3 protein-coding genes are annotated in these 23,161 nt (G+C 76.4%); 1 reads left to right on the top strand and 2 read right to left on the bottom strand.

The genetic code is table 11. The features are described from left to right. Entirely contained in the window at positions 1-519 is a 519-nt protein-coding gene (locus ACIQVI_RS18745) for a 2'-5' RNA ligase family protein (protein WP_403596968.1), read from the top strand. Here the strand turns inward: ACIQVI_RS18745 and ACIQVI_RS18750 are convergent. Further along, complete coding sequence (locus ACIQVI_RS18750) at positions 516-8,069, bottom strand: amino acid adenylation domain-containing protein (protein ID WP_403596971.1); 7,554 nt, start codon at positions 8,067-8,069, stop codon at positions 516-518. The two genes, ACIQVI_RS18745 and ACIQVI_RS18750, sit on opposite strands and share 4 nt — an antisense overlap. Further along, a complete protein-coding gene (locus ACIQVI_RS18755; RefSeq protein WP_403596974.1) occupies positions 8,066-22,765 on the bottom strand; it encodes an amino acid adenylation domain-containing protein in 14,700 nt (4,899 codons plus the stop codon). The genes ACIQVI_RS18750 and ACIQVI_RS18755 overlap by 4 nt, the downstream gene beginning before the upstream one ends. Between the last annotated feature and the right edge of the window lie 396 nt (positions 22,766-23,161).

Raw genomic sequence — 23,161 nt, forward strand, 5'->3', positions numbered from 1 at the left:
GTGCACAGTGTGGAACTGCTGCCCGACCCGTCGACCGAGCGGGTCGTCCGGGACGCGTGGCGGCGTCTGGCGGACGCCGGTCTGCCCAGCCTGGCCGGGCACCGCCATCCGACCAACCGGCCCCATCTCACCCTGGCCTCGGCCGACGGCCTGCCGGCGGAGGTGCGCGCCCGGCTGCTCCGCCTGTTCGCGGAGGCCCTGCCCGTCCCCCTGCGGCTCGACGGGCTCGTGCGGTTCTCCGGCCGGGTCCGCGTCCTCGCGTGGGCCGTGCGGCCCGACGACGCGCTGCTCCGGCTGCACGGGGAGGTGTGGCGGACCCTGCGCGAAGCGCCGGGGAGCGGGAGGCCGAACCCCCTCCTCGATCCGGCCCGCTGGGTTCCCCACGTCACGCTCGGCCGCGGGCGCGACGCCTCCTGGGACGTACCGGCCGACGAGGTGTTCTCCCCGCCGGCCGGGGCGTGGACGTCCGCCCGGAGCTACGACTCGGTCACTCGTACGGTGGAGTCCCTGACCTCCTAGAGGGCGTCCGGGGCCGGCAGGAAGCCCGTCCCCCGGAAGTAGGCCAGGTAGCGCACGAGGACCTCCTCCGTCAGGGCCGGCGGCCGTACGCCGAGTTCCGCCGCCGCGGCGGCCGTGCGGCGGGAGTCGAAGCGGCGCCCGTCCACCGCTCCCCCGGCCTTCCCGCCCTCGCCGAGGAACAGCTGGGCGGCGTTGTCGGGGCGGGCCGCGACGAGGGCCCGCCACTCCTCGGCGGGCACCCGGCGCAGCTCGTAGCCGAGGGTCCCGGCGGTGGCGAAGACCCGTTCCAGGTCCGGTGCGTCCGGATGGGTGAGGTGGAAGGTCTCCGTGCCGCCGCGTCCGGCCGACGCGAGGGCCACCACCGCCGCGCTGACGTAGTCGACGGGCACCCAGCCGGTCGAGCCGTGCGGCAGGTCGGGGACCGCCTTCGCCTGGAGGCAGCCCTTGATGAGCTGCCACAGCAGGTCGCGGTCCTGGCAGGCCCCGGTGGCGGTGTCGCCGCTGATGCGGCCGGGCCGGTGGACGGTGACCGGGAGGCCGCGTTCGCGTGCCAGGCCGATCAGGCCCTCCGCGACCCACTTGCTCTGCGCGTAGCCGTCGGGGAGGTCCCCGGCCGGGCCGGTCGGCGTCGTCTCCGTGACCGTCACGGGTCCGGCCGACGGGGCGTGGACGCTCGTCGTGGACACGTAGTGCATCCCGGGCGAGTCGGAGTCGGCGAGGAGCCGCAGGAGTTCCTCGGTCCCGGCGACGTTCGCGGCGCGCAGGTCGCCGTAGCCGGCCGCGAAGTTGACCCGTGCGCCGTTGTGCAGCACGGGGCCGAGGCCTCGTACGAGCGCGGCGCGGGTCTCCGGGGCGAGGCCGAGGCCCGGGGCGGCGAGGTCGCCGGGCACGGCGCGGATCAGGTCGCGGTAGCGGTCGCGCCACAGGCCGTACCGCCGCAGGTTCTCCCGCAGCCGGTGGGCGCCGTCCTCCTCGTCCCGGGCGCGGACCAGGCAGTCGACCGGTTCGCCGGTCGTCTCGATCAGGTCGCGCAGCAGGAACGCGCCGAGGAAGCCGGAGGCGCCCGTCAGGAAGGGCCGGGGCGCGGGGCGGGAGGGGCGCGGCCGTCCCGGTTCGGCCCGCACGGGCGTCCGTCCGGTGCCGGTGACGTCCTCGGCGAGGCGGACCTCCGCCGACCAGTCGACCGGTCCGGGCCCGTCCGGCGCGGCGGCGGCGTCCTCCGCGTCGTCCAGGAGGCGGGCGACTCCCTCGACCGTCGGGGCGGCGAACAGGGCGCGCAGCGACAGGCGCCGGCCGCACCGCTCCTCGATCCGCTGGGCGAGGGTCACGGCGAGCAGGGAGTGTCCACCGTGGTCGAAGAAGTCGTCCGCGACGCCGATCCGGGGCACTCCGAGCGTCTCCGCGAACACCTCGCACAGCGCCCGTTCCCGGTCCGTGCGCGGCGCGCGTCCGCCGGTGCGCGGCTCCTCGGGCGCCGGGAGGGCCTTGCGGTCGGTCTTGCCGTTGGGCGTGAGGGGGAGCGCGGCGAGGCTCACGTGGGCGGAGGGCACCATGTGGTCGGGCAGGACGTCCGCGAGGCGGGCCCGCACCTCCGGGCCGTCGGGGCCCGTCGTCCCCTCGGCGGGCACGGTGTAGGCGACCAGGCGGCGGTCGCCGGGCCGGTCCTCCCGTACGACGGCGCAGGCGGCGGCGACGCCGGGCAGCGCGGTGAGGGCGGCCTCGATCTCGCCGAGCTCGATGCGGAAGCCGCGCAGCTTGACCTGGTCGTCGACGCGGCCGATGTATTCGAGCTGTCCCCGGTGGTTCCAGCGGGCCAGGTCGCCGGTGCGGTACATGCGGCCGCCCGCCCGGTCGAACGGGTCGGCCACGAAGCGGGAGGCGGTGAGCCCGGGCCGGTCGTGGTAGCCGCGGGCCAGGCCCTCGCCGGAGACGTACAGCTCCCCCACCACGCCGGGCGGTACGGGGGCGAGCCGGTCGTCGAGGACCCGGACCCGGGTGCCGTCGACGGGCCCGCCGATCGGCACCGTGCGGTGCGGGGCGAGCGGTCCGTCCGGGTGCTGGAAGCCGCTCATGGTGGCGCAGACGGTGGTCTCCGTGGGGCCGTACGCGTTGACGAGGTGCCGTCCGCGCGCCCAGGTCCGGGCGAGGGCGGGCGGGCAGGCCTCGCCGGCCAGGACGATCGTGGTCCCGGCGGGCAGCGACTCCGGCGGCATCACCGCGAGGGCGGCCGGGGGGAGCGTCAGATGGGTGATGCCGTGGTCGCGGACCCGGGCGGCGAGGGCCGGTCCGGGCAGCAGGGCGTCGCGCGCGTCGATCTCCAGGCAGGCCCCGGACAGCAGGCCCATGCACAGCTCCCAGAAGGCGGCGTCGAAGCTCACCGACGCCAGGTGCAGGACGCGGCTGTCCGGGGTGAGCCGCAGCCGTTCCCGCTGGGTCGCGGCCATCGCCCCGACGCCCCGGTGGGTGACGACCACGCCCTTGGGGCGGCCGGTGGAGCCGGAGGTGTAGATGACGTACGCCGGGTGGGCCGGGTCCGGGACGGGCAGGGGGACGGACGGGTCGGCGTCCGGTCCGCCGTCTCCCGGACGTACCGGGTACAGGTGCGCGACCGTGGTCGGCGGGAGGCTCCGGTGCAGTTCGGGGGTGGTGAGGAGCAGGCGGGGGGCCGCGTCGTCGAGCATGTGCGCGAGGCGGGCGGCCGGGTAGTCGGTGTCGAGGGGCAGGTAGGCCGCTCCGGCCCTGAGCACGCCGAGCAGTGCGACCACCAGGCCGGTGTCGCGGGGCAGGGCGACGGCGACCCGGTCCTCCGGGCCGATGCCGCGGGCGGCGAGCCGCCGGGCGAGGGCGTCGGCGCGCGCGTCGAGTTCGCGGTAGGTCAGGGTGGTGCGGGCGTCGCGGACGGCCGGGGCGTCCGGGGTCCGCCGCACCCGGTGGGCGAAGAGGGCGGGGAAGGTCTCCGCCGGGAGGTCCGCGCGCGGACCGGTCCCCCACCGTGCGAGCCGCGCGTGGTCGGCGTCGCCGAGCGCGTCGTAGGCGTGCAGGGGCAGGCCCGGGTCCTCGGTGACGGCGCCGAGCAGGTGGACGAGCCGGTCGGCCAGTCCCCGGACCGTGGCCGCGTCGAAGAGTTCGGTCGCGTAGTCGACGGAGGCCCGCAGGCCGCCGGGGGCGCCGTCGTCGCCGGGCGTCTCCACGAAGGTGAACGCCAGGTCGAACTTGCTGACGCCGAGGTCGACCGGGACGCCGCGGGAGGTGAGGCCGGGGAGGTCGACGGGGTCGGCGGGGGCGTGGTTCTGGAGCACCAGCATCGTCTGGAACAGCGGGTGGTGCTGGGCGCGGGCCGGGTTGAGGAGTTCCACGAGCCGTTCGAAGGGGACGTCCTGGTGGGCGTAGGCGGCCAGGTCGAACTCCTTGACGCGGTCGAGGAGTTCGCGGAAGGTCGGGTCGCCGCTGAGGTCGGTGCGCAGGACGAGCGTGTTCACGAAGAAGCCGACCAGGTCGGAGGCCGCCTCGTCGGTGCGTCCGGCGACGGCCGTGCCCAGGGGAACGTCCTCGCCCGCGCCGTGCCGGGAGAGCAGGAGCGCCAGGGCCGCCTGGAGCACCATGAAGACGCTGCACCCGTTCTCGCGGGCGAGTCCGGCGATCCGCCGGGCCGTGGCGTCGTCGACGGCGAAGGGGTGGGTGGCGCCCTCGTGGCGGGGCGCGGGGGGACGCGGGCGGTCCCGGGGCAGTTCGACGCAGGCGGGCAGTCCGGCCAGGGCGTCCCGCCAGAAGGCGAGCTGCCGGGAGACCGGGCTGTCGGGGTCCTCCTCGTCGCCGAGGAGTTCCCGCTGCCACAGGGTGTAGTCGGCGTAGTCGACGGGCGGCGGGGTCCAGGCGGGGGCCGCTCCGGCGAGGCGGGCGCGGTAGGCGGTGCCCAGGTCGCGGACGAGGGGGGCCAGGGAGGAGCCGTCGGCGGCGATGTGGTGGATGACGAGGACGAGGACGTGGGACTCGTCCGCGAGCCGCAGCAGGGTGGCCCGCAGCGGGAGTTCGCGTTCGATGTCGATCGGTTCGGCCACGGCCTCGGTGATCCGGTCCGCGCCCTTGTCCTCGTCGACGGAGTCGACGGGGAGCACCGGCCGGGCGTCCCCGGGCGTGAGGACGTGCTGCACCGGGTGTCCCTCCCGTTCGGGGAAGACGGTGCGCAGGGGGGTGTGGCGGGCGACGACGTCGTGGAGGGCGCGGCGCAGGGCGTCCGTGTCGAGGGGGCCGTCGAGGCGCACGGCGAAGGGGATGTTGTACGTGGCCGAGGGGCCGTCGAGGCGGTGGAGGAACCACAGCCGCCGCTGGGCGTACGACAGGGGGAGCGCGTCGGGCCGCCGCCGCGCCGTCAGGGGCGGGCGGGCCGGCCGGCCGGCGTCCTCCAGGGCGGCGGCGAGCGAGGCGACGGTGGGGTGTTCGAAGAGCGTGCGGATCTCGGTCTCGGCGTCGAGGGCGGTGCGGATCCGGCCGACGAGCAGGGTCGCGAGCAGCGAGTGGCCGCCCAGGGCGAAGAAGTTGTCGTCGGCGGCGACCCGGGGCAGGCCGAGCACGTCGGCGAACAGTCCGGCGAGGATCTCCTCGCGGGCGCCGCGCGGGGCCCGGCCGGTGGTGGCCGGCGGGGCGGTGGGCGCGGGCAGGGCCGCCCGGTCGAGCTTGCCGTTGGGCGTCAGCGGCAGCGCGTCCAGGAGTTGCACGGTCGAGGGCACCAGGTAGGCGGGCAGGCGGCTGCCCACGTGCGCGGCGAGGGCGGCCGGGTCGGGCGTCGCGCGGCCGGGGGCGGGAACGACGTAGGCGGTCAGGGCGCGGTCGCCGGGCAGGTCCTCGCGGACGACGACGCACGCGGCCCGCACCGACGGGTGGGCGCGCAGGGCGGCCTCGATCTCGCCGGGCTCGATGCGGTGGCCGCGCAGCTTGACCTGCTGGTCGGCGCGGCCCGCGTAGACGACGTTCCCGTCGGGGGTGCGGCGCACGAGGTCGCCGGTGCGGTACATGCGGCCGCCGGCCGGGTCCGAGGGGTCGGCGACGAAGCGGGTGGCGGTCGTGCCCGGCTGTCCGAGGTAGCCGCGCGCGACTCCCGGGCCCGCCAGGTACAGCTCGCCCTCGGCGCCGTCCGGCACGGGCCGCAGCGAGGCGTCGAGGACGAGGGCGCGCACCCCGTCGAGGGGGCGGCCGACGGGCGGCGTGCCGTCCGGGTCCTCGTCGGCGGTGACCCGGTGCAGGAGGGCGAAGGTGGTGGCCTCGGTGGGCCCGTAGGCGTTGAGGACGCGGGTGCCGGGGTGGGCGGCGGCGAGCCGCTGGAGCACTCCGGGGGCGGCGGCCTCCCCTCCGGCGGCGGCGAGCCGGAGCAGGCCGAGGGCGCCGGGGTCGGTCTCGGCGAAGACGTTGAAGAGGGCGGTGGTGAGGAACGCGGCGGTGACGCCGTCCCGGGCGACGAGTTCCCTGAGCCGCTCGGGCTGGAGCACGCCGTCCGGTGCCACCACGATCCGGCCGCCGCGCAGCAGCGGCACCCAGATCTCGAAGGTGGCGGCGTCGAAGACGTAGGCCGAGTGCAGCAGGACCGCGTCGGTCGCGCCGTCGCCCCAGGTCCGTTCGGCGGCGAGCGCGCCGATGTCGGCGTGGGTGACGCCGACGGCCTTGGGCAGGCCGGTGGAGCCGGAGGTGAACATGGTGTACGCGAGCCGGGCGCCGCCGACGGCGGCGGGCAGCGGGCCGGGGGCGGCGGGGCGGCCGTCCCGGACGCGGCCGGCGGCGTCCACGGTCACGATCCGCGTCCCAGGGCCGAGCGCCCGCACCCAGGGGTGCGTACGGGTTCCCTCGTCGACGATCAGGAGCCGGGGCGCGGCGGCCCCGGTCACCCGGGAGAGCCGGTCGTCGGGCCAGCGGGGGTCCAGGGGTACGTAGGAGGCACCCGCGCGCAGGACTCCGAGCGGCGCGGTGACCTGGGCGGCCGAGCGGCCGATGAGGAGCCCGACGCCCTCCTCGGCGGTCGCGCCGAGGCCCGTCAGGGTGCCGGCCAGGTCGTCGGCGAGGGCGCACAGCTCCGCGTACGTGAGCCGTTCCCCGGCTCCGGACACCGCGACGGCGTCCGGGTGGGCGGCGGCGTGCCGGGCGACGGCGTCCGGGAGGCCCGTGGTGAGCACGGCGGCCGGGAGCGCGGCGCCCTCGCCCCGGGCGAGGAGCGTCTCGCGTTCGCCGTCGAGGAGGACGGACACGGTGTCGGCCCGGCGGTCGAGGCCGTCGGCCAGCGTGGTGAGGAGGAGGCGCATCCGGGCGACCGTGCGGGCGGTCTCCTCGCGGTCCAGGGCGGTGGGGCGGAAGCCGAAGGTGATGCGCAGGGTGGTGCCGGGGGCGATGGTGAGGGTGAGGGGGTAGTGGGCGGCGTCCGTGCCCTCGAACCCGGTGACGGTCAGGCCGGGCAGTCCCTGCCGGGCGGTGCGCAGGGTCTCCTCGTCGAGCGGGTAGTTCTCGAAGACGGCGAGGGTGTCGAAGAGGGTGTCGAGGCCGGTCGTCGCGCGTATCTCGGTCAGTCCCACGTGCTGGCTGCCGAGCAGCCGGCCCTGTTCGTCCTGGAGCCGGGTGAGGAGTGCGGCGAGGGTCTCGCCGGGGCGGGGGGTCAGCCGCACCGGCACGGTGTTGATGAAGAGGCCGATCATCGACTCGACGCCGGGCAGCTCCGGCGGGCGGCCGGACACGGTCGTGCCGAAGAGGACGTCCGGGCGGCCGGTGAGCCGGGAGAGCAGCAGGCCCCAGGCGCCCTGGACCAGGGTGTTGAGGGTGAGGCGGTGGGCGCGGGCGGTCGCCCGTAACCGCTCGCTGGTGACCGCGTCGAGTTCGAGGACCAGGGTCTCGGGCAGTTCGTCCGGGCGCGCCGCCCGTGCCGCGCCGCGTCCGGCGAGCAGCGTCGGCGCCTCGACGCCCGCCAGGGCGGTGCGCCAGGCGTCGAGGGCGGCGGGCCCGTCCTGTCCGGCCAGCCAGGCGAGGTAGGTGCGGTACGGGGTGACGCGCGGCAGGGTGAGGTCGTCGCCCCGGTGGGCGTACAGCTCGAACAGTTCGCGCACGAGGAGCGGCATCGACCAGCCGTCGAGCAGGATGTGGTGGCTCGTCATCACCAGGCGGTGGCGGTCGGGTCCGGTGCGCAGCAGGGAGAACCGCATCAGCGGCGGGGTGGTGAGGTCGAAGCGCCGGGTGCGGTCGGCGGCGAGGAAGGCGCGGACGCGTTCCTCGACCGTCCGTCCGTCGTCCGGCGCCGTGAGGTCGTGCCGCTCCAGGGGCACCGGCACGTCGGCGGCGACGGCCTGCACGGGTTCGTCGAGGTCCTCGTGGAGGAAGCCGACGCGGAGGTTGGCGTGCCGGCGCAGGAGCGTTCCGACGGCGGCGTGCAGGGCGGTCGGGTCGACGGACCCTTCGAGGGTGAAGACGAACTGCGCGGTGTAGACGTCGACGGCGTCGGAGTCGTACAGCGCGTGGAAGAGCATCCCCGCCTGCAACGGCGTCAGCGGCAGTACGTCTTCCAGCTGGAACCCGGTCACTTGCGTCCACCCCACTTGTTCTTCAGTCGGTCGAGCTGGGTCTGGTCGAGGGAGACCAGGGGAAGGTCGGACGGCGTCCAGCCGCCCGCGTCGGGCCGTGCGGCGTGTTCGGCGATCGCGCCGAGGGCCCGGTCGAAGGCGTCGGCGAGGGCCGTCACGTCCTCCTCGTCGAGCAGGTCGGCGGGCCAGGTCCAGCGCGTCACCAGGCGCGGCCCGCCGGGCCGGTCCTCGGTGTGGGCGTTGATGTCCAGGACGTGGTGGACCGGCATGTCCCGGTCCTGGGCGGCCGGGCCGCCGCCGTCGAGCACCACCTGCCAGTCGGCGTCCCCGCCGTCCGCCGGGTCCGCGGCCGCGTACCGGCCGAGGTAGTTGAAGCCGATCTGGGGTTCGGCCGCCCCGTCGCGGCGGGCCCGCGCCCCGGGGTCGAGGCGGTACAGCACGCCGTGGCCGATGCCGTGGTCCGGTACGGCCCGCAGCTGTTCCTTGACGCGCTTGACGGCCCGGTCCACGAGGCCGGCGTCGAAGCGGCCCGGATCGCGCGGGTCGAGGGGGCCGGGATCGAGCAGGACGGGGTAGAGGCTGGTGAACCAGCCGACCGTACGGGACAGGTCGAGGTGGGCGGCGAGCTGCTCGCGGCCGTGGCTCTCCAGGTCGATCAGGACGCCGGTGCCCTCCGGGCGCGGTGCGCCGGTCCGGTCGGCGCGGTGCGTCCGCCAGGAGCGGACGGCGAGGGCGAGGGCCGTGAGCAGGACGTCGTCCACGCCCGCGTGGAAGGCGGTGGGGGCGGTGGTGAGCAGGGCCTCGGTGCGGGCGGCCGCCGGGTGGGTGGTCAGGGTCCGGGTCCGGCCCGCCGTGTCCCGCGCGGGGTCGAGGGGCCGGTCGGCGAGCGGCGGGTCGGAGGCGCGGGCCACCGTCTCCCAGAGCGGGAGTTCGGACGCCCGGGTGCCTTCCCTCGCCTGGGCGGCGAGGAGTCGCGCCCAGGACCGGTAGGAGGTGGTGACGGGCGGGAGAACGGGGGTTTCCGGGGCCGGTACGGAGGCGGGGCCGGTCCCTGAGTCGGTGTCCGTACTGGTGCCGGTGTCCGTGCCGGTACCGGTTCCGGTGGACGCACGTGCCGGCCCGGTGGCGGCGGACACGGCCCGCCAGGCCGTCACCAGGTCCTCGGCGAGGACCCGCCAGGACACCGCGTCGACCGCCAGGTGGTGCACGACGAGCAGCAGACGGCCGCGCGTCCGGGGGCCGGCGTCGCACCACACCGCCTCGAACACCTCGCCGTGCGCGGGCCGCAGCCGTTCCCTGGCCCGCTCGCCCGCCTCGGCGAGGGCGGCGCGGATCTCGTCCGCGTCCCGTCCCGCGACGTCGATCCGGGTGAGCCGGGGGCGGACCCGTACGGTGCCCCGGGGCAGGGTCTCCAGGGCCGGTTCGCCCCCGGCGGTGCGGGTGACCCGCACCCGCAGCATGTCGTGGTGGTCGACGAGGAGCTGGAGCGCGGCGGCCAGGCGTTCCTCGTCGGCGTCCTCGGGGGTCCGCAGGACCGCGGACTGGTTGTAGCCGTCCGTGGGTCCCGGCCGGTCCAGGAACCAGGCCGCGATGGGGGTGGGCGGCATGGTGCCCACGCCGTCGTCGGCCGGTGCCGGGGTGCGTCCGTCGAGCTCCTCGGCGGTCGCCGCGAGGGCCTCGGGCGTGCGGTGCAGGAAGACGTCCCGGGGGGTGATGCCGAGCCGGTTCTCGCGGACCCGGCTGACCAGTTGGATGGAGAGGATGCTGTCGCCGCCGAGGGCGAAGAAGTCGTCGTCGGTGCGGACCTCGGGCACGCGCAGCACGGTGGCGAACACGTCGCACAGGATCCGTTCCCGCGCGGTGCGCGGCTTCCCGCCGTCCGGCCGCCCGGCCTCGGCGGCGGGCCGGGCGGGGGCCGGGAGCGCGCGCCGGTCCGTCTTGCCGTTGGGCAGCAGCGGCAGCGCGTCCAGGGGGACGAAGTCGGCGGGGACCATGTACGGCGGGAGGGAGGCGGTCAGGCTTTCCCGCAGCTCCCGGGCGTCCGGGAGGCCGGGGCCGCCGGGCGCGGGGACGGTGTAGGCGACGAGGCGGTGCTCGCCGGGCCGGTCCTCGCGGACGAGCACGGAGGCGGCGGCGATGCCGGGGAGCGCGGCGAGGGCGGCCTCGATCTCGCCGGGTTCGATGCGCAGGCCGTGCAGTTTGACCTGGTCGTCGGCGCGGGCCACGTAGGAGAGGAGGCCGTCCGGGGCGCGGCGGACGAGGTCGCCCGTGCGGTACATCCGTGTTCCCGGGGGTCCGAACGGGTCGGCGACGAACCGCTCGGCGGTCAGGCCGGGGCGGCCGAGGTAGCCGCGTGCCAGGCCCTCGCCCGCCAGGTACAGCTCGCCCACGACGCCCGGCGGGACGGGGGCGAGGGTGTCGTCGAGGACGTACGCGCGGGTGTTGTCGATGGGGCGGCCGAGCGGCACCGTGCCGGTGTCCCGCGTGCCGGACGCCGTCGCGTCGGCGGGCCGGTGGCGGTGGGCGGTGGCGTCGACGGTGGCCTCGGTGGGCCCGTACAGGTTGTGCACCTCGGCGCCCCAGGCGCGTCCGGCGCGTTCGGCCAGGGACGCGGTCAGCGGCTCGCCGCCGCAGAGGACGGCCCGGAGGGAGGCCGGGGGTTCCTCGCGCTCGGTCTCGCCGAGGACGAGGGCCAGGAGCGAGGGCACGAACTGGGCGACGGTCACCCCTTCCCGGCGCATCCGGGCGAGGAGCCCGGCCGGGTCGTGGTTGAGGGCCGGCGGCACCGGGCAGGTGGCGCCGCCGTGCAGCAGCGGCAGCCAGGTCTCCCACACCGAGGCGTCGAAGCTGGGCGAGGTGCGGGCGAGGACGCGGTCGGCGTCGGTGAGGGACAGGTGGCCGGCCATCCAGGCCATGTGGTTGGTGAGCGCGGCGTGGGTGACGACGACGCCCTTGGGGCGGCCGGTGGAGCCGGAGGTGTGGATGACGTAGACGGCGTCCTCCGGGTGCGGCACGGCGTCCGGTACGGATGCGGGTACGGGCTCCGCCGCGGCCTCCGGGCCGTCGACCGCGAGGACCGGCACCGGCAGGTCCGGCAGCGTCCGCAGGGTCGCCGCCGTGGTCACGAGGAGGGCGGGCCGGGCGTCGTCGACCACGAAGCCGAGCCGGGCGGCGGGGTACTCCGGGTCGACCGGCAGCCACGCGGCACCGGCCTTGGCGACCGCGAGCATGGCCACCACCTGGTGGGTGGTGCCGGGCGTCGCGAGCGCCACCACGTCCCCGCGGCCGATTCCGCGCCCGCGCAGGAGCCGCGCCAGGGCGTCGGAGAGCGCGTCCAGTTCGGCGAAGGTGGTGTTCCGTCCGCCGTCCCGTACGGCGACGGCGCCGGGGGTGCGGTCGCGCTGGGCGCGGAACGCCTCGGGCACGGTCCGGGCCCGTACCGTACGGGCGGGTCCGTGGCCGCCTCGGACGAGTGCGGTCCGCTCGTCCGCCGTCAGGACCTCCACCGCGCGGATCCGCCGGTCGGGGGCGGCGGCGAGCGCGCCGAGGAGCCGGGTCAGGCGGGCGGCGAGGGCGTGTGCGGTGGGGTGGGCGAAGAGGTCGGTGGCGAACTCCAGGTTTCCGTCGAGGCCGGCGGGGCGGCCCTCCTCGTCCCGGCGCTCGGTGAACGTGAACGTCAGGTCGAACTTGCTGATGCCGGTGCGGACCGGCTGCTCCGTGACCGTGAGGCCCGGCAGGTCCACGCTCGCCCCGGCGTGGTTCTGGAGCACGAGCATGGTCTGGAAGAGCGGGTGGCGGTTCTGGGCCCGCTCGGGGTCGAGCGCGTCCACGAGCCGTTCGAAGGGCACGTCCTGGTGGGCGTAGGCCGCGAGGTCGAACTCCCGCACCCGGTCCAGGACCTCCGCGAACGTGGGGTCGCCGCTCAGGTCGGTGCGCAGGACCAGGGTGTTGACGAAGAAGCCGACCAGGTCGTCGAGGGCCTCGTCGGTGCGTCCCGCGACGGGCGTGCCCAGGGGCACGTCCTCTCCGGCGCCGTGCGCGCGGAGCAGGACCGCGAGCGCGGCCTGGAGCACCATGAAGAGGCTGCATCCCCGGGACCGGGCGAGGTCGGCGAGGGCGCGGTGGGTCGCGGCGTCGACGGGGAAGGCGAACGCGTCGCCCCGGTGCGTGGCGACGGCCGGGCGCGGCCGGTCGAGCGGCAGGTCGAGGAGGTCGGGCAGTCCGGCGAGCGCGGTCCGCCAGAACTCCAGCTGGCGCGCGGCCGTGCCGGACGGGTCCTCCTCGTCGCCGAGGAGCGCCCGCTGCCAGAGGGTGTAGTCCGCGTACTGGACGGGGAGTTCGGTCCAGGACGGGTCCTCCCCCGCCGCGCGGGCGCGGTAGGCCGTGCCGAGGTCGCGGGCGAGCGGGGCAAGGGACCAGCCGTCGCCCGCGATGTGGTGGACGAGGAGCACCAGGACGTGGGAGTCGTCCCCGAGGCGGAGCATCCGGGCCCGTACCGGCCGTTCGGCGCCGACGTCGAAGGCGTACGCGGTCTCGGCGCCGAGGACCGCGTCGAGCAGGTCCGGCGCGACGTCGCGGGGCGTCAGGTCGAGGTCGGCGCCGGCGGCGTCGAGCACCCGCTGGCCCGGGACTCCCCCGGTGTCGGGGAAGACGGTCCGCAGGCTCTCGTGCCGTTCGACCACGTCGGTGAGGGCGCGGGTCAGGGCGTCCGGGTCGAGCGGGCCGTCGAGGCGCAGGACGAGCGGCACGTTGTACGTGGGGCTCGGGCCCTCGAAGCGGTGGAGGAACCACAGGCGCCGCTGGGCGTACGACAGGGGCATCGGGTCGGGCCGGCGGGCGACCCGTTCGAGCCGTGCCCTGGCCGCGCCCGCCCCGTCGAGGACGGCCGCGAGTGCGGCGGGCGTCGGGTGCTCGAAGACGGTTCTGACCTCGATCTCCACGTCGAGGACGGTGCGCAGCCGGGCGGCGAGGCGGGTGGCGAGCAGGGAGTGGCCGCCGAGGGCGAAGAAGTCGTCGTCGGCGCCCACCGTCCGCAGGCCGAGCAGGTCGGCGAAGAGGCCGCAGACGATCTCCTCGCGGACGGTGCGCGGGGCCCGGCCGTGGCCCGGGGCGTCGTGGGCGGGCGCCGGGAGGGCGGCCCGGTCGACCTTGCCGTTGGGGGTGAGCGGGAGCGCGTCCAGCGGGACGATCGCGCCGGGCACCATGTAGGCGGGCAGGGCGCGGCCGACCTCGCGGGCCAGTTCGCCGGGGTCGGGGCGCGCTCCGGCGGCCGGGACGACGTAGGCGACGAGCCGGCGGTCGCCGGGCACGTCCTCGCGGACCAGGACGAACGCGTCGGCGACCTCGGGGCGTCCGGCGAGGACGTTCTCGATCTCGCCGGGTTCGACGCGGTGGCCGCGCAGCTTGACCTGGCCGTCGGCGCGGGCGACGTAGGCGACGTGGCCGTCCGGGGTCCAGCGCACGAGGTCGCCGGTGCGGTACATGCGGCCGCCGTCGGCCGCGAAGGGGTCGGCGACGAACCGGGTGGCGGTCGCGCCGGGGCGCCCGGTGTAGCCGCGCGCCACGCCGCGCCCGGCGAGGTAGAGCTCGCCCGTCACGCCGGGCGGGACCGGGCGGAGGGCGTCGTCCAGGACGTAGAGGCTCATGCCGTCCAGGGGGCGGCCGATGGGCGGCGGTCCGGCGGGGAGGTCGGCGGCGACGGCGTACCGGGTGGCGAAGGTGGTGGTCTCGGTGGGTCCGTAGACGTGCAGGACCCGGGTGTCCGGGGCGAGCGAGGCGACCCTCTGCATGGCGTCGGGGGAGGCGAGTTCGCCGCCCGCGCACACCGTGCGGAGTCCGGCGAAGACCCCGGGGTCGGTCTCGGCGACGACGTTGAACAGGGCGGTCGTCAGGAAGACGGCCGTCACCCCGTGTTCGTGGACGGCGGCGTCGAGGGTCCGGGCCTCCAGGAGTCCTTCCGGTGCGACGACGACCCGGCCGCCGTTGAGGAGCGGGGTCCAGATCTCGAAGGTGGAGGCGTCGAAGACGTACGCGGAGTGCATCAGGACGGCGTCGGCGGCGCCGTCCGCCCAGGCCGCGTCGTGCGCGAGGGCGACGACGTCCGCGTGGCCGACGCCGACGCCCTTGGGGAGGCCGGTGGAGCCGGAGGTGAACATGGTGTAGGCGAGGGCGTCCGGTGCGGGTACGGGCGCCGGGGTGCCGGGCCGGTCCGGGGCGCCGCGCAGGACGCGTCCGAGCCGGTCCACGACGAGGACCGGCAGGCGGTCGGCGCGTGCGGTGACCCAGGCGGAGGCGGCGTTCTCCTCGTCGACGACCAGGACGCGGGGCTCCGCCACGGCGGCGACCCGGTCGAGCCGTTCGCCGGGCCAGCGCGCGTCCAGCGGCACGTAGGCGGCGGCCGCGCGGACCGTGCCGAGGGAGACCGCGACCACGGCGGGCGACCGGCCCAGGAGCACGCCGACGGAGTCCTCGGGTCCGACGCCGAGACCGGCGAGGGCGGCGGCGAGGCCGGCGGAGATCCGGTCGAGCTCGGCGTAGGAGAGGGCGGTGGCGCCGTCCACGACGGCCGGGGCGCCGGGGGTGCGGCGCGCCCACCGGGCGAAGAGGGCGGGCAGGGTGCCGTCGGTGAGCCCGGCTTCGATCCCGGTTCCGGTTCCGGTTGTGGTCGCGGCTTCGGCGGTGAGGGCGCGGCCGGTGCCCCAGCGGGTGACGCGGAGGCGCTCGTCCGGGGTGAGCGGGTCGTGTCCGGACAGGCGCCGGTCCGGTGCGGCGACGACCTGTTCGAGCAGCCGGACGAGCCGGGCCGCGAGCGCCTCGACGGTGGCGCGGTCGAACAGCGCGGTGGCGTACTCGATGCCCGCGGACAGGCCGCCACCCTCCTCGTCCTCGCCGAAGGCGAAGGTGAGGTCGAACTTGCTCAGTCCGTTGTGGACGAGGCGGTGTTCGACGGTGAGGCCGGGCAGGTCGGGGCGGACGGGCCGCTGGTTCTGCAGGACCAGCATGGTCTGGAAGAGCGGGTGGTGGTCCCGGGCGCGGACGGGGTTGAGGCTCTCGACGAGCCGCTCGAACGGCACGTCCTGGTGGGCGTAGGCCGCGAGGTCGAAGTCCCTGACCCGGCCGAGCAGTTCGCGGAAGGTCGGGTCGCCCGACAGGTCGGTGCGCAGGACGAGCGTGTTGACGAAGAAGCCGACCAGGTCCTCCAGGGCCTCGTCGGTGCGGCCGGCGACCGGTGACCCGAGCGGGATGTCGTCGCCCGCGCCGTGCCGGCGCAGCAGCGCGGCGACGGCCGCCCGGAGCACCATGAAGAGGGTGCTGCCGGAGGCGCGGGCCAGGTCGAGGAGGTCCGCGTGCAGGGCGGGCGGCACGTCGAAGGCGACCACGGCGCCCCGGGGGTCCGCGACGGCGGGGCGGGGCCGGTCGAGGGGCAGGTCGACCAGTTCGGGCAGGTCCGCGAGCGCGCCGCGCCAGTGGTCGAGCTGCCGCTCCAGCACGTCGCCGTCCTCCTGGAGGAGGTCGTGCTGCCAGAGGGCGTAGTCGGCGTACTGGAGCGGGGTGCCGGTCGCGGGTTCGGGCGCCCGGCCGGCGAGCCGGGCCCGGTAGGCGTCGCCCAGGTCCCGGGTCAGCGGCCCCAGGGACCAGCCGTCGCCCGCGATGTGGTGGAGGACCAGGACCAGGACGTGGTGTTCGGGGGCGGCGCGCAGCAGCCGGGCGCGCAGCGGCGGGTCGGTGAGCACGTCGAACGGTTCGCGGACGGCGGCGAGGACGGCGGCCTCCAGGTCCGCGGGGGCCGTGCTCTCGACGGGCGGCCGGGGCGCGGCGGTGGCGGCGGGCAGCACCGTCTGGTGGGGCACTCCGTCCCGCTCGGGGAAGACCGTGCGCAGCGACTCGTGGCGCTCCACGACGTCGCGCAGGGCGGCGCGCAGGGCGCCCGCGTCCAGGGTGCCGCGCAGCTCCAGGACGAGGGGGACGTTGTAGGTGGAGCTGGGTCCCTCGAAGCGGTTGAGGAACCACAGTCTGCTCTGCGCGAAGGACAGCGGCAGGGGGTCGGGGCGCCGCCGGACGGGCGTCACCGCCGGGCGGGCCGGTCCGTCGGGGTCCAGGACCCGTGCGAGGGCGGCGGCCGTCGGGTGCTCGAAGAGGGTCCGTACGGCGAGGTCGGCGCCGAGGACGGAGCGGACGCGGCTGACGACGCGCATCGCGAGGAGGGAGTGTCCGCCGATGTCGAAGAAGCCGTCGTGCGGTCCGACCGCCGGACGTTCCAGGACGTCGGCGAAGATCCCCGCGATCAGGTCCTCGCGGAGGGTGCGCGGGCCGGTGGGCGTCTGCGCCGGGTCCTCGTCGGGCGCGGGCAGGGCGCTCCGGTCGATCTTGCCGTTGGGCAGCAGCGGGAGCGCGTCGAGGACGACGACCGCCTCGGGCACCAGGTGGTGCGGCAGCGTCCCGGCGAGTTCGTCCCGCAGGGCGGTGGCCCCGGGGGCCGGGTCGGCGGTGACGGCGTAGGCGACGAGCCGGCGCCGTCCGGGGGTGTCCTCGCGGACCACCGCGCAGGCGGCCGTGACGCCGGGCAGGCCGAGGAGGGTCGCGGCCACCTCGCCCGGTTCGACGCGGAAGCCGCGCAGCTTGATCTGGTCGTCGGCGCGGGCCACGTGGTCGAGGAGCCCGTCGCGGTTCCACCGGACCAGGTCGCCGGTCCGGTACATGCGGGCGCCGGGCGCGTCGAAGGGGTCGGCGACGAAACGGGCGGCGGTGAGTCCCGGGCGGTCGAGGTAGCCGCGGGCGAGGTTGGGGCCCGACAGGTACAGCTCGCCGGTGACGCCCGGCGGGACGGGGCGCAGCCGCTCGTCGAGGACGTAGGCGCGCATCCCGTCGACGGGCCGCCCGATGGGCACGGATCCGCCGGGCGCCGGGCGGGCGGGCTCCGCCGGGTCCACCCGGTGCGCGGTGGCGTCGATGGTGGCCTCGGTCGGCCCGTACAGGTTGTGGGGTTCGGCGTGCCACCGGGCGGCGACGGCGTCGGCGAGGGCGCGCGGGAGGGCTTCGCCGCCGCACAGGACGGCCCGCAGGGCGGGCGGTGGCGGCGTTCCGGTCTCCTCGGCGAGGACGAGTTCGAGGTGGGAGGGGACGAACTGGGCCAGGGTGACGTCGAAGCGGCGCATCCAGGAGAGGAGTTCGCGCGGTTCGCGGTTGGCGCCGGGGGGCGCCACGCAGACCTGGGCGCCGTGTACGAGCGGCAGCCACAGCTCCCAGACGGAGGCGTCGAAGCTGGTGGAGGTGCGGGCGAGGACCCGGTCGTCCGGGGTGAGGTCCAGGTGGCGCGCCATCCAGGCCATGTGGTGGGCGAGGGCCTCGTGGGGGACGACGACGCCCTTGGGGCGGCCGGTGGACCCGGAGGTGTGGATGACGTAGGCGGCGTCGGCCGGGAGGGGCGGGGCGGGCTCCCGGGACCCGGGGTCGGGGTCGGGGTCGGCGGCGCGTATGACCTCGTCCGTGGCTCGTACCGGCGGATCGGTGGCTCGTACGGACGGGTCGGTCGCCCGTACGACCGGATCGTCGAAGGAGAGCCGGGGTATGCCGCCCGTCGGTATGCCGTCGGGGACGTCCGTCCCGGTGAGGAGCAGGACGGGGCGCGCGTCGTCCAGGATCTGGCGGATGCGGGCGTGGGGGTACTCGGGGTCCACGGGCACGTACGCGGCTCCGGCCCGCAGCACGGCCAGCATGGCGACGACGGTGTCGGCCGACGCGGGGACCGCGAGCGCCACCAGGGTGTCGCGGCCGGCGCCGCGCTCGCGCAGCACCCGGGCGAGGGCGTCGGCCCGCGCGTGCAGGGCGGCGTACGTGAGGGTGGTGCGCGGGTCGCGCACGGCGGGCGCGTCCGGGGTGCGGGCGGCCCATTCCGCCACGGCCTCGGGCACGGTGAGGGCGGGCAGCGGGTGCCGTTCGCCGCGCCCCCGTTCCAGGAGGTCGGCGCGCTCGTCCGGGGTGAGCGGGTCGAAGTCGTCGACGGCGCGGTCGGGTTCGGCCACGGCGTGGGCGAGGACGCGGGCGAACCGGTCGGCGAGCGCGCGGGCGGTGGCGTGCTCGAAGAGGTCCGTGGCGTATTCGAGGTGGCCGCCGAGCCGGGAGGAGCCGTCGGCTTCCGGGACCTCCACGAGGGAGAACGTCAGGTCGAACTTGCTGATGCCGGTGTGCCGGGACCTGTCCCGCACGGTGACGCCGGGCAGGTCGAGCGCGGCCCCCCGCTGGTTCTGGAGGACCAGCATGGTCTGGAAGAGCGGGTGGTGGCCGCCGGACCGGTCCGGGTTGAGCTCCTCGACCAGCCGCTCGAACGGCAGGTCGGCCCGGTCGAAGGCGGCGAGGTCGAACGCGGCGACGCGGCGCAGCAGTTCGCGGAAGGTGGGGTTTCCCGAGAGGTCCGTGCGCAGCACGACGGTGTTGACGAAGAAGCCCACCAGTTCGTCCAGGGCCTCGTCGGTCCGGCCGGCCACCGCGGTCCCCAGCGGGATGTCGGTGCCCGCGCCGTGCGCGCGGAGGGTCACGGCGAGCGCCGCCTGGAGGACCATGAAGGGCGTGCAGCCCGCGTCGCGGGCGAGCGTGCCGAGCCGGGCGTACGCGTCGGCGGGCAGGTCGAACGGCACCGCGTCGCCCCGGTGGTCCGGGACCGTCGGGCGGGGCCGGTCCAGGGGCAGTTCGAGGAGGTCGGGGGCGCCGCGCAGGGCGTCGCGCCAGAAGTCGAGGCGGCGCGCCACCGGGCTCTGCGGGTCGCCGTCGTCGCCGAGCAGTTCGCGCTGCCAGAGGGTGTAGTCGGCGTACTGGACGCGCAGTTCGGGCCAGTCGGGGGCGGTGCCCGTGGTCCGGGCGCGGTAGGCGGAGCCGAGGTCGCGGCAGAGCGGGGCCAGCGACCAGCCGTCGGCGGCGACGTGGTGGAGCACGAGCACCAGGACGTGCCGGTCGGGGCCGGTGGCGAGCAGCCGGGCGCGTACGGGGAGGTCGGTGGTGAGGTCGAAGGGCGCGGAGGTCAGGCGGCGCACCGCCCGTTCGGCCCAGTCGCCGGCCGGTTCGTCCGCCGGGGGCGTCTCGACGGCGAGGGGGACGAGGGACGCGGCGGTCGGGGCGTCGGTCACGACCTGGCGGGCCGTGCCGTCGTGTTCGGCGAGCACGGTCCGCAGGCTCTCGTGCCGGGCGACGACGTCGGCGAGGGCGCCGCGCAGCGCCCCGGTGTCCAGGGGTCCTTCGAGGTCGAGGACGAGCGGCACGTTGTAGGTGTCCCCCGCGTCCTCGGCGCGGTTGAGGAACCACAGCCGCTGCTGGGCGAAGGACGGCGGGAGCGGGTCGGGCCGGTCCTTGGGGACGAGGGCGGGCCGGGCCTCCCCGGTCGTTCCGAGGGTGGTGGCGAGGGAGGCCACGGTGGGGTGCTCGAAGAGGTCGCGGAGTTCGGTGTCGGCGCCCGTGGCGGCCCTGATCCGCGCGACGAGCCGGGTGGCGAGCAGGGAGTGGCCGCCCAGGGAGAAGAAGTTGTCGTCGGCGCCCAGGGCGGGCACTCCGAGGACGTCGGCGAACAGGCCCGCGAGGACCTCTTCCTGCGGGGTGCGCGGGGCGGTCCCCCGGGCGGCGGGAGCCTGGGGCGCGGGCAGGGCCCGCCGGTCGACCTTGCCGTTGGCGTTCAGGGGCAGCGCGTCGAGGAGGACGAACGCGCCGGGCACCATGTAGGCGGGCAGGACGCGGGCGAGGGCGCGGGCGAGCTCCGGGCCGTCCGGCCGCGGTGCCCCGGGGGCCGGGACGACGTAGGCGACGAGCCGGCGGTCGCCCGGCGCGTCCTCGCGGACCAGGACGCGCGCGTCGCGGACGCCGGGGCGGGCGAGCAGGGCGTTCTCGATCTCGGCCGGTTCGATCCGGAACCCGCGGAGCTTGATCTGTCCGTCGGTCCGCCCCGCGTACTCGACGTCCCCGTGCGCCGTCCAGCGCGCCAGGTCGCCGGTGCGGTACATCCGGCCGCCGTCCTCGTCGTACGGGTCGGGGACGAACCGGGTCGCCGTGAGGCCGGGCCGGCCCAGGTAGCCGCGGGCGACGCCGGCGCCGCTCACGTACAGCTCGCCCACGACACCGGGGGGCACGGGGCGGAGGGAGTCGTCGAGCACGTACAGGCGCGTTCCGTCGAGGGGCCGCCCGATGGGCGGGACGCCCGGGGCGCCGGCCGGGACCGGGTGGCGGGAGGCGAACGTGGTGGTCTCGGTGGGTCCGTACACGTGCAGGACGCGGGTTCCGGGCGCGGCGGCGGCCATCCGTCCCATCAGGTCGGGGGCGGCGGCCTCGCCGCCCGCGGCGACCAGGCGCAGGCCGCCGAAGGCCGTCGGGTCGGTCTCGGCGATGACGTTGCAGAGGGCCGTGGTGAGGAAGACGGCGGTCACGCCGTGGCGGGCGGTCGTCTCCTTGAGCCCGCGCGCGTCGAGGAGTCCGGCGGGGGCGACGACGATCCGGCCGCCGGTGAGGAGCGGCACCCAGATCTCGAACGTGGACGCGTCGAAGACGTAGGCCGAGTGCATGAGGACCGCGTCGCAGGTGCCGCCGGTCCAGGCGGAGTCGGCGGCCAGGGCGAGGACGTCGGCGTGGCGGACGCCGACGCCCTTGGGGAGGCCGGTGGAGCCCGAGGTGAACATGACGTAGGCGAGCCGGTCGGCGTGGACGGGGCCGGGCAGCGGGCCGGGCCGGTCCGGGCCGCCCCTCAGGACGGTGCCCGTGGCGTCGACCACGAGGACGGGGAGGCGGGTGGCGGCCACCTTCACCCAGTCGCGTCCGGCGGCCTCCTCGTCGACGACCAGGGCCCGGACCCGGGCGGTCCCGGCGACGCGGTCGAGGCGTTCGGCCGGCCAGTCGGCGTCCATCGGCACGTACGCGGTGCCCGCGGCCGCCGCGCCGACCGAGGCGGTCACGACGGCGGCCGAGCGGGCGGCGAGGACGCCGACGCCGTCCTCGGCGCCGAGCCCCCAGCCGGTGAGGGCGCGGGCCAGGGCCGTGGTCCGCTCCGCCAGTTCCCCGTACGAGAGGGTGGTGGCGCCGTCCACGACGGCGGGGGCGTCCGGGGCCGTGCGGACGCGTGCGGCGAAGGCCTCGGGCAGGCTCGTCGCCGTGGTCCCGGCCGGCAGCGCGGCGCCGCGCCCGTGGTCGAGGAGGGTTTCGGCGGCCTCCGCGTCGAGCAGGGGGAGGTCGCGCACGGGTATGTCGGAGTCCGCTCCGGCGAGCGCGGCGAGGAAGCCGACCACGGCCTGCTGGTGGAGCCGGACGTCGTCGGGGTGGTAGAGCGCCGGGTTGGTGTCGAAGCCGATCAGCGGGCCGGTTCCCTCGGCCCGTTCGGAGACGAACAGGGACACGTCGTCGACGGGGCCGATGGACAGCAGGCGGGAGGTGGCGGGGCTGCCGCCGAAGTCGAGGTCGTAGTCGTACCCCATGACGTTCACGACGAGGTCGGTCAGGCGGGCCGCCCCGTCGGCCAGGTTCAGCTCGCGGGCGAGCTGCTCGCGCGAGAAGCGGCGGTGGCGCAGGGCTCCGCGCATCTCGGCGGCGACGCTCCGGACGAGGTCCCCGACGGTCGTGCCGGGGTCGACGGCCAGTCTCAGGGGGAGGACGGTGGAGGTCATCCCGACCACGTGCCGGAGCGCGCCGTGGCGGCCGTGGGAGGCGAGGCCCACGCAGACCTCGCGGCGTCCGGTGACCCGCGCGGTGTAGGCGGCGACGGCCGCGACGAGGACCGCGCTCCAGGTGGTGCGGTTGCCGGTCGCGAGGCGGCGCAGCCCGTCGAGCACGGACGGGGGGAGGGTCTCGCCGGTGTGCAGGTCGACGGCGCCGGGACCGGCCTGGTCGGTGCTCCCGGGGCGGTCGGCGGGCTCGGAACGGCCGTTGCTGCCGGACAGGCCGACGGGGTCGGGCAGGTCGGCGGATCCGGACCGGCCGGCGGGTCCGGGCAGGTCGGCGGGGTCGGGGCGGTCCGTGCGCCTCCTGAGGAGGGGGGTTCCGCCCGCGTCGCCGCCCTCGGGGCCGTGTCCGTCGGCGGCGCGGTCGGAGAATCTTCCGGTCCAGTAGGCGCGGTCCGCCTCCAGCCGGTCGGAGGCGCGGTAGGCGGCCTCGTCGGCCACGAGGTCGCGCAGGGGTCCGGTGGGCGGCTCCAACTCCGCGAGGTCCTCGCCGCGTGCCGCACGCGCGTAGAAATCGGCCACGGTCCGGGCCAGGAGCGCTCCGCCGAGGCCGTCGACGGCGATGTGGTGGTAGCGGACGTACCAGTAGTGGAGCCGCGGGCCGAGCCGCAGCAGCGCGAAGTGGTGGGACGGCGCTTCGAGGCGGTCGACGGCGGCCATGTCGTCGGCCATGTACCGCTCCGCCGCCGCGACGGGGTCGTCGGCTCCCGTGAGGTCGACCCGGCGCAGCCTGTCGGTCTCGGCCGCCGGGCGGACGACGCGCTGCCGGACGGAGCCGTCGTCGGTGACGAACGCGAGGTTCAGGCTGTCGCAGAGGTGGGCCACCCGGTTGAGCGCGGCGGAGAATAATCTCTCGTCGAGCCCCCCGCGAATCTCCAGGCATTCCCCGATGTTGTATTTCGGGCTGCCCGGATCGACCAGTTGTCCGTACCACACACCCTGCTGGGCCGTAGTCAGTTCGAGGTATTCGGGGGAGGATTCTTCCGACGGAAAGGCGAGGTTTTCAGACATGCCGACGACACCTTCGGTGAGGTTTCACGGGGACGGTCGAGCGGAGGGCGGGCATTCGGCGCGCCGAGATCGTGGACGGCCCTTTCGCACGGGGCGGCACACAGGGGGAGACACCGCGCGGATTTCACCGCGGGCGCTGTGGAGATCTCGCGCGGGGACGTGCCCGCCCCGTGCGGATCGCGCGATCCGTGCGATCCGCACAGGAGGAGAAGGAGGTCGCGGGGCGCCCCACCGCCGGCTTCCGGAGGGGGCTCTCGGGGCACCACGGACACCTGTCGACCACACATGACCGACAGGGGATTATTTTTGAGCGGAACTGCTCATTACGCGAACGAAGTTGACACCCGGACCGCCGGAAGGGCCACCTGACCTGCGCGGTGTCCTCCGGCGACCCCG

It is taken from the genome of Streptomyces sp. NPDC098101 (genome assembly GCF_044760185.1).
Taxonomy (GTDB): domain Bacteria; phylum Actinomycetota; class Actinomycetes; order Streptomycetales; family Streptomycetaceae; genus Streptomyces.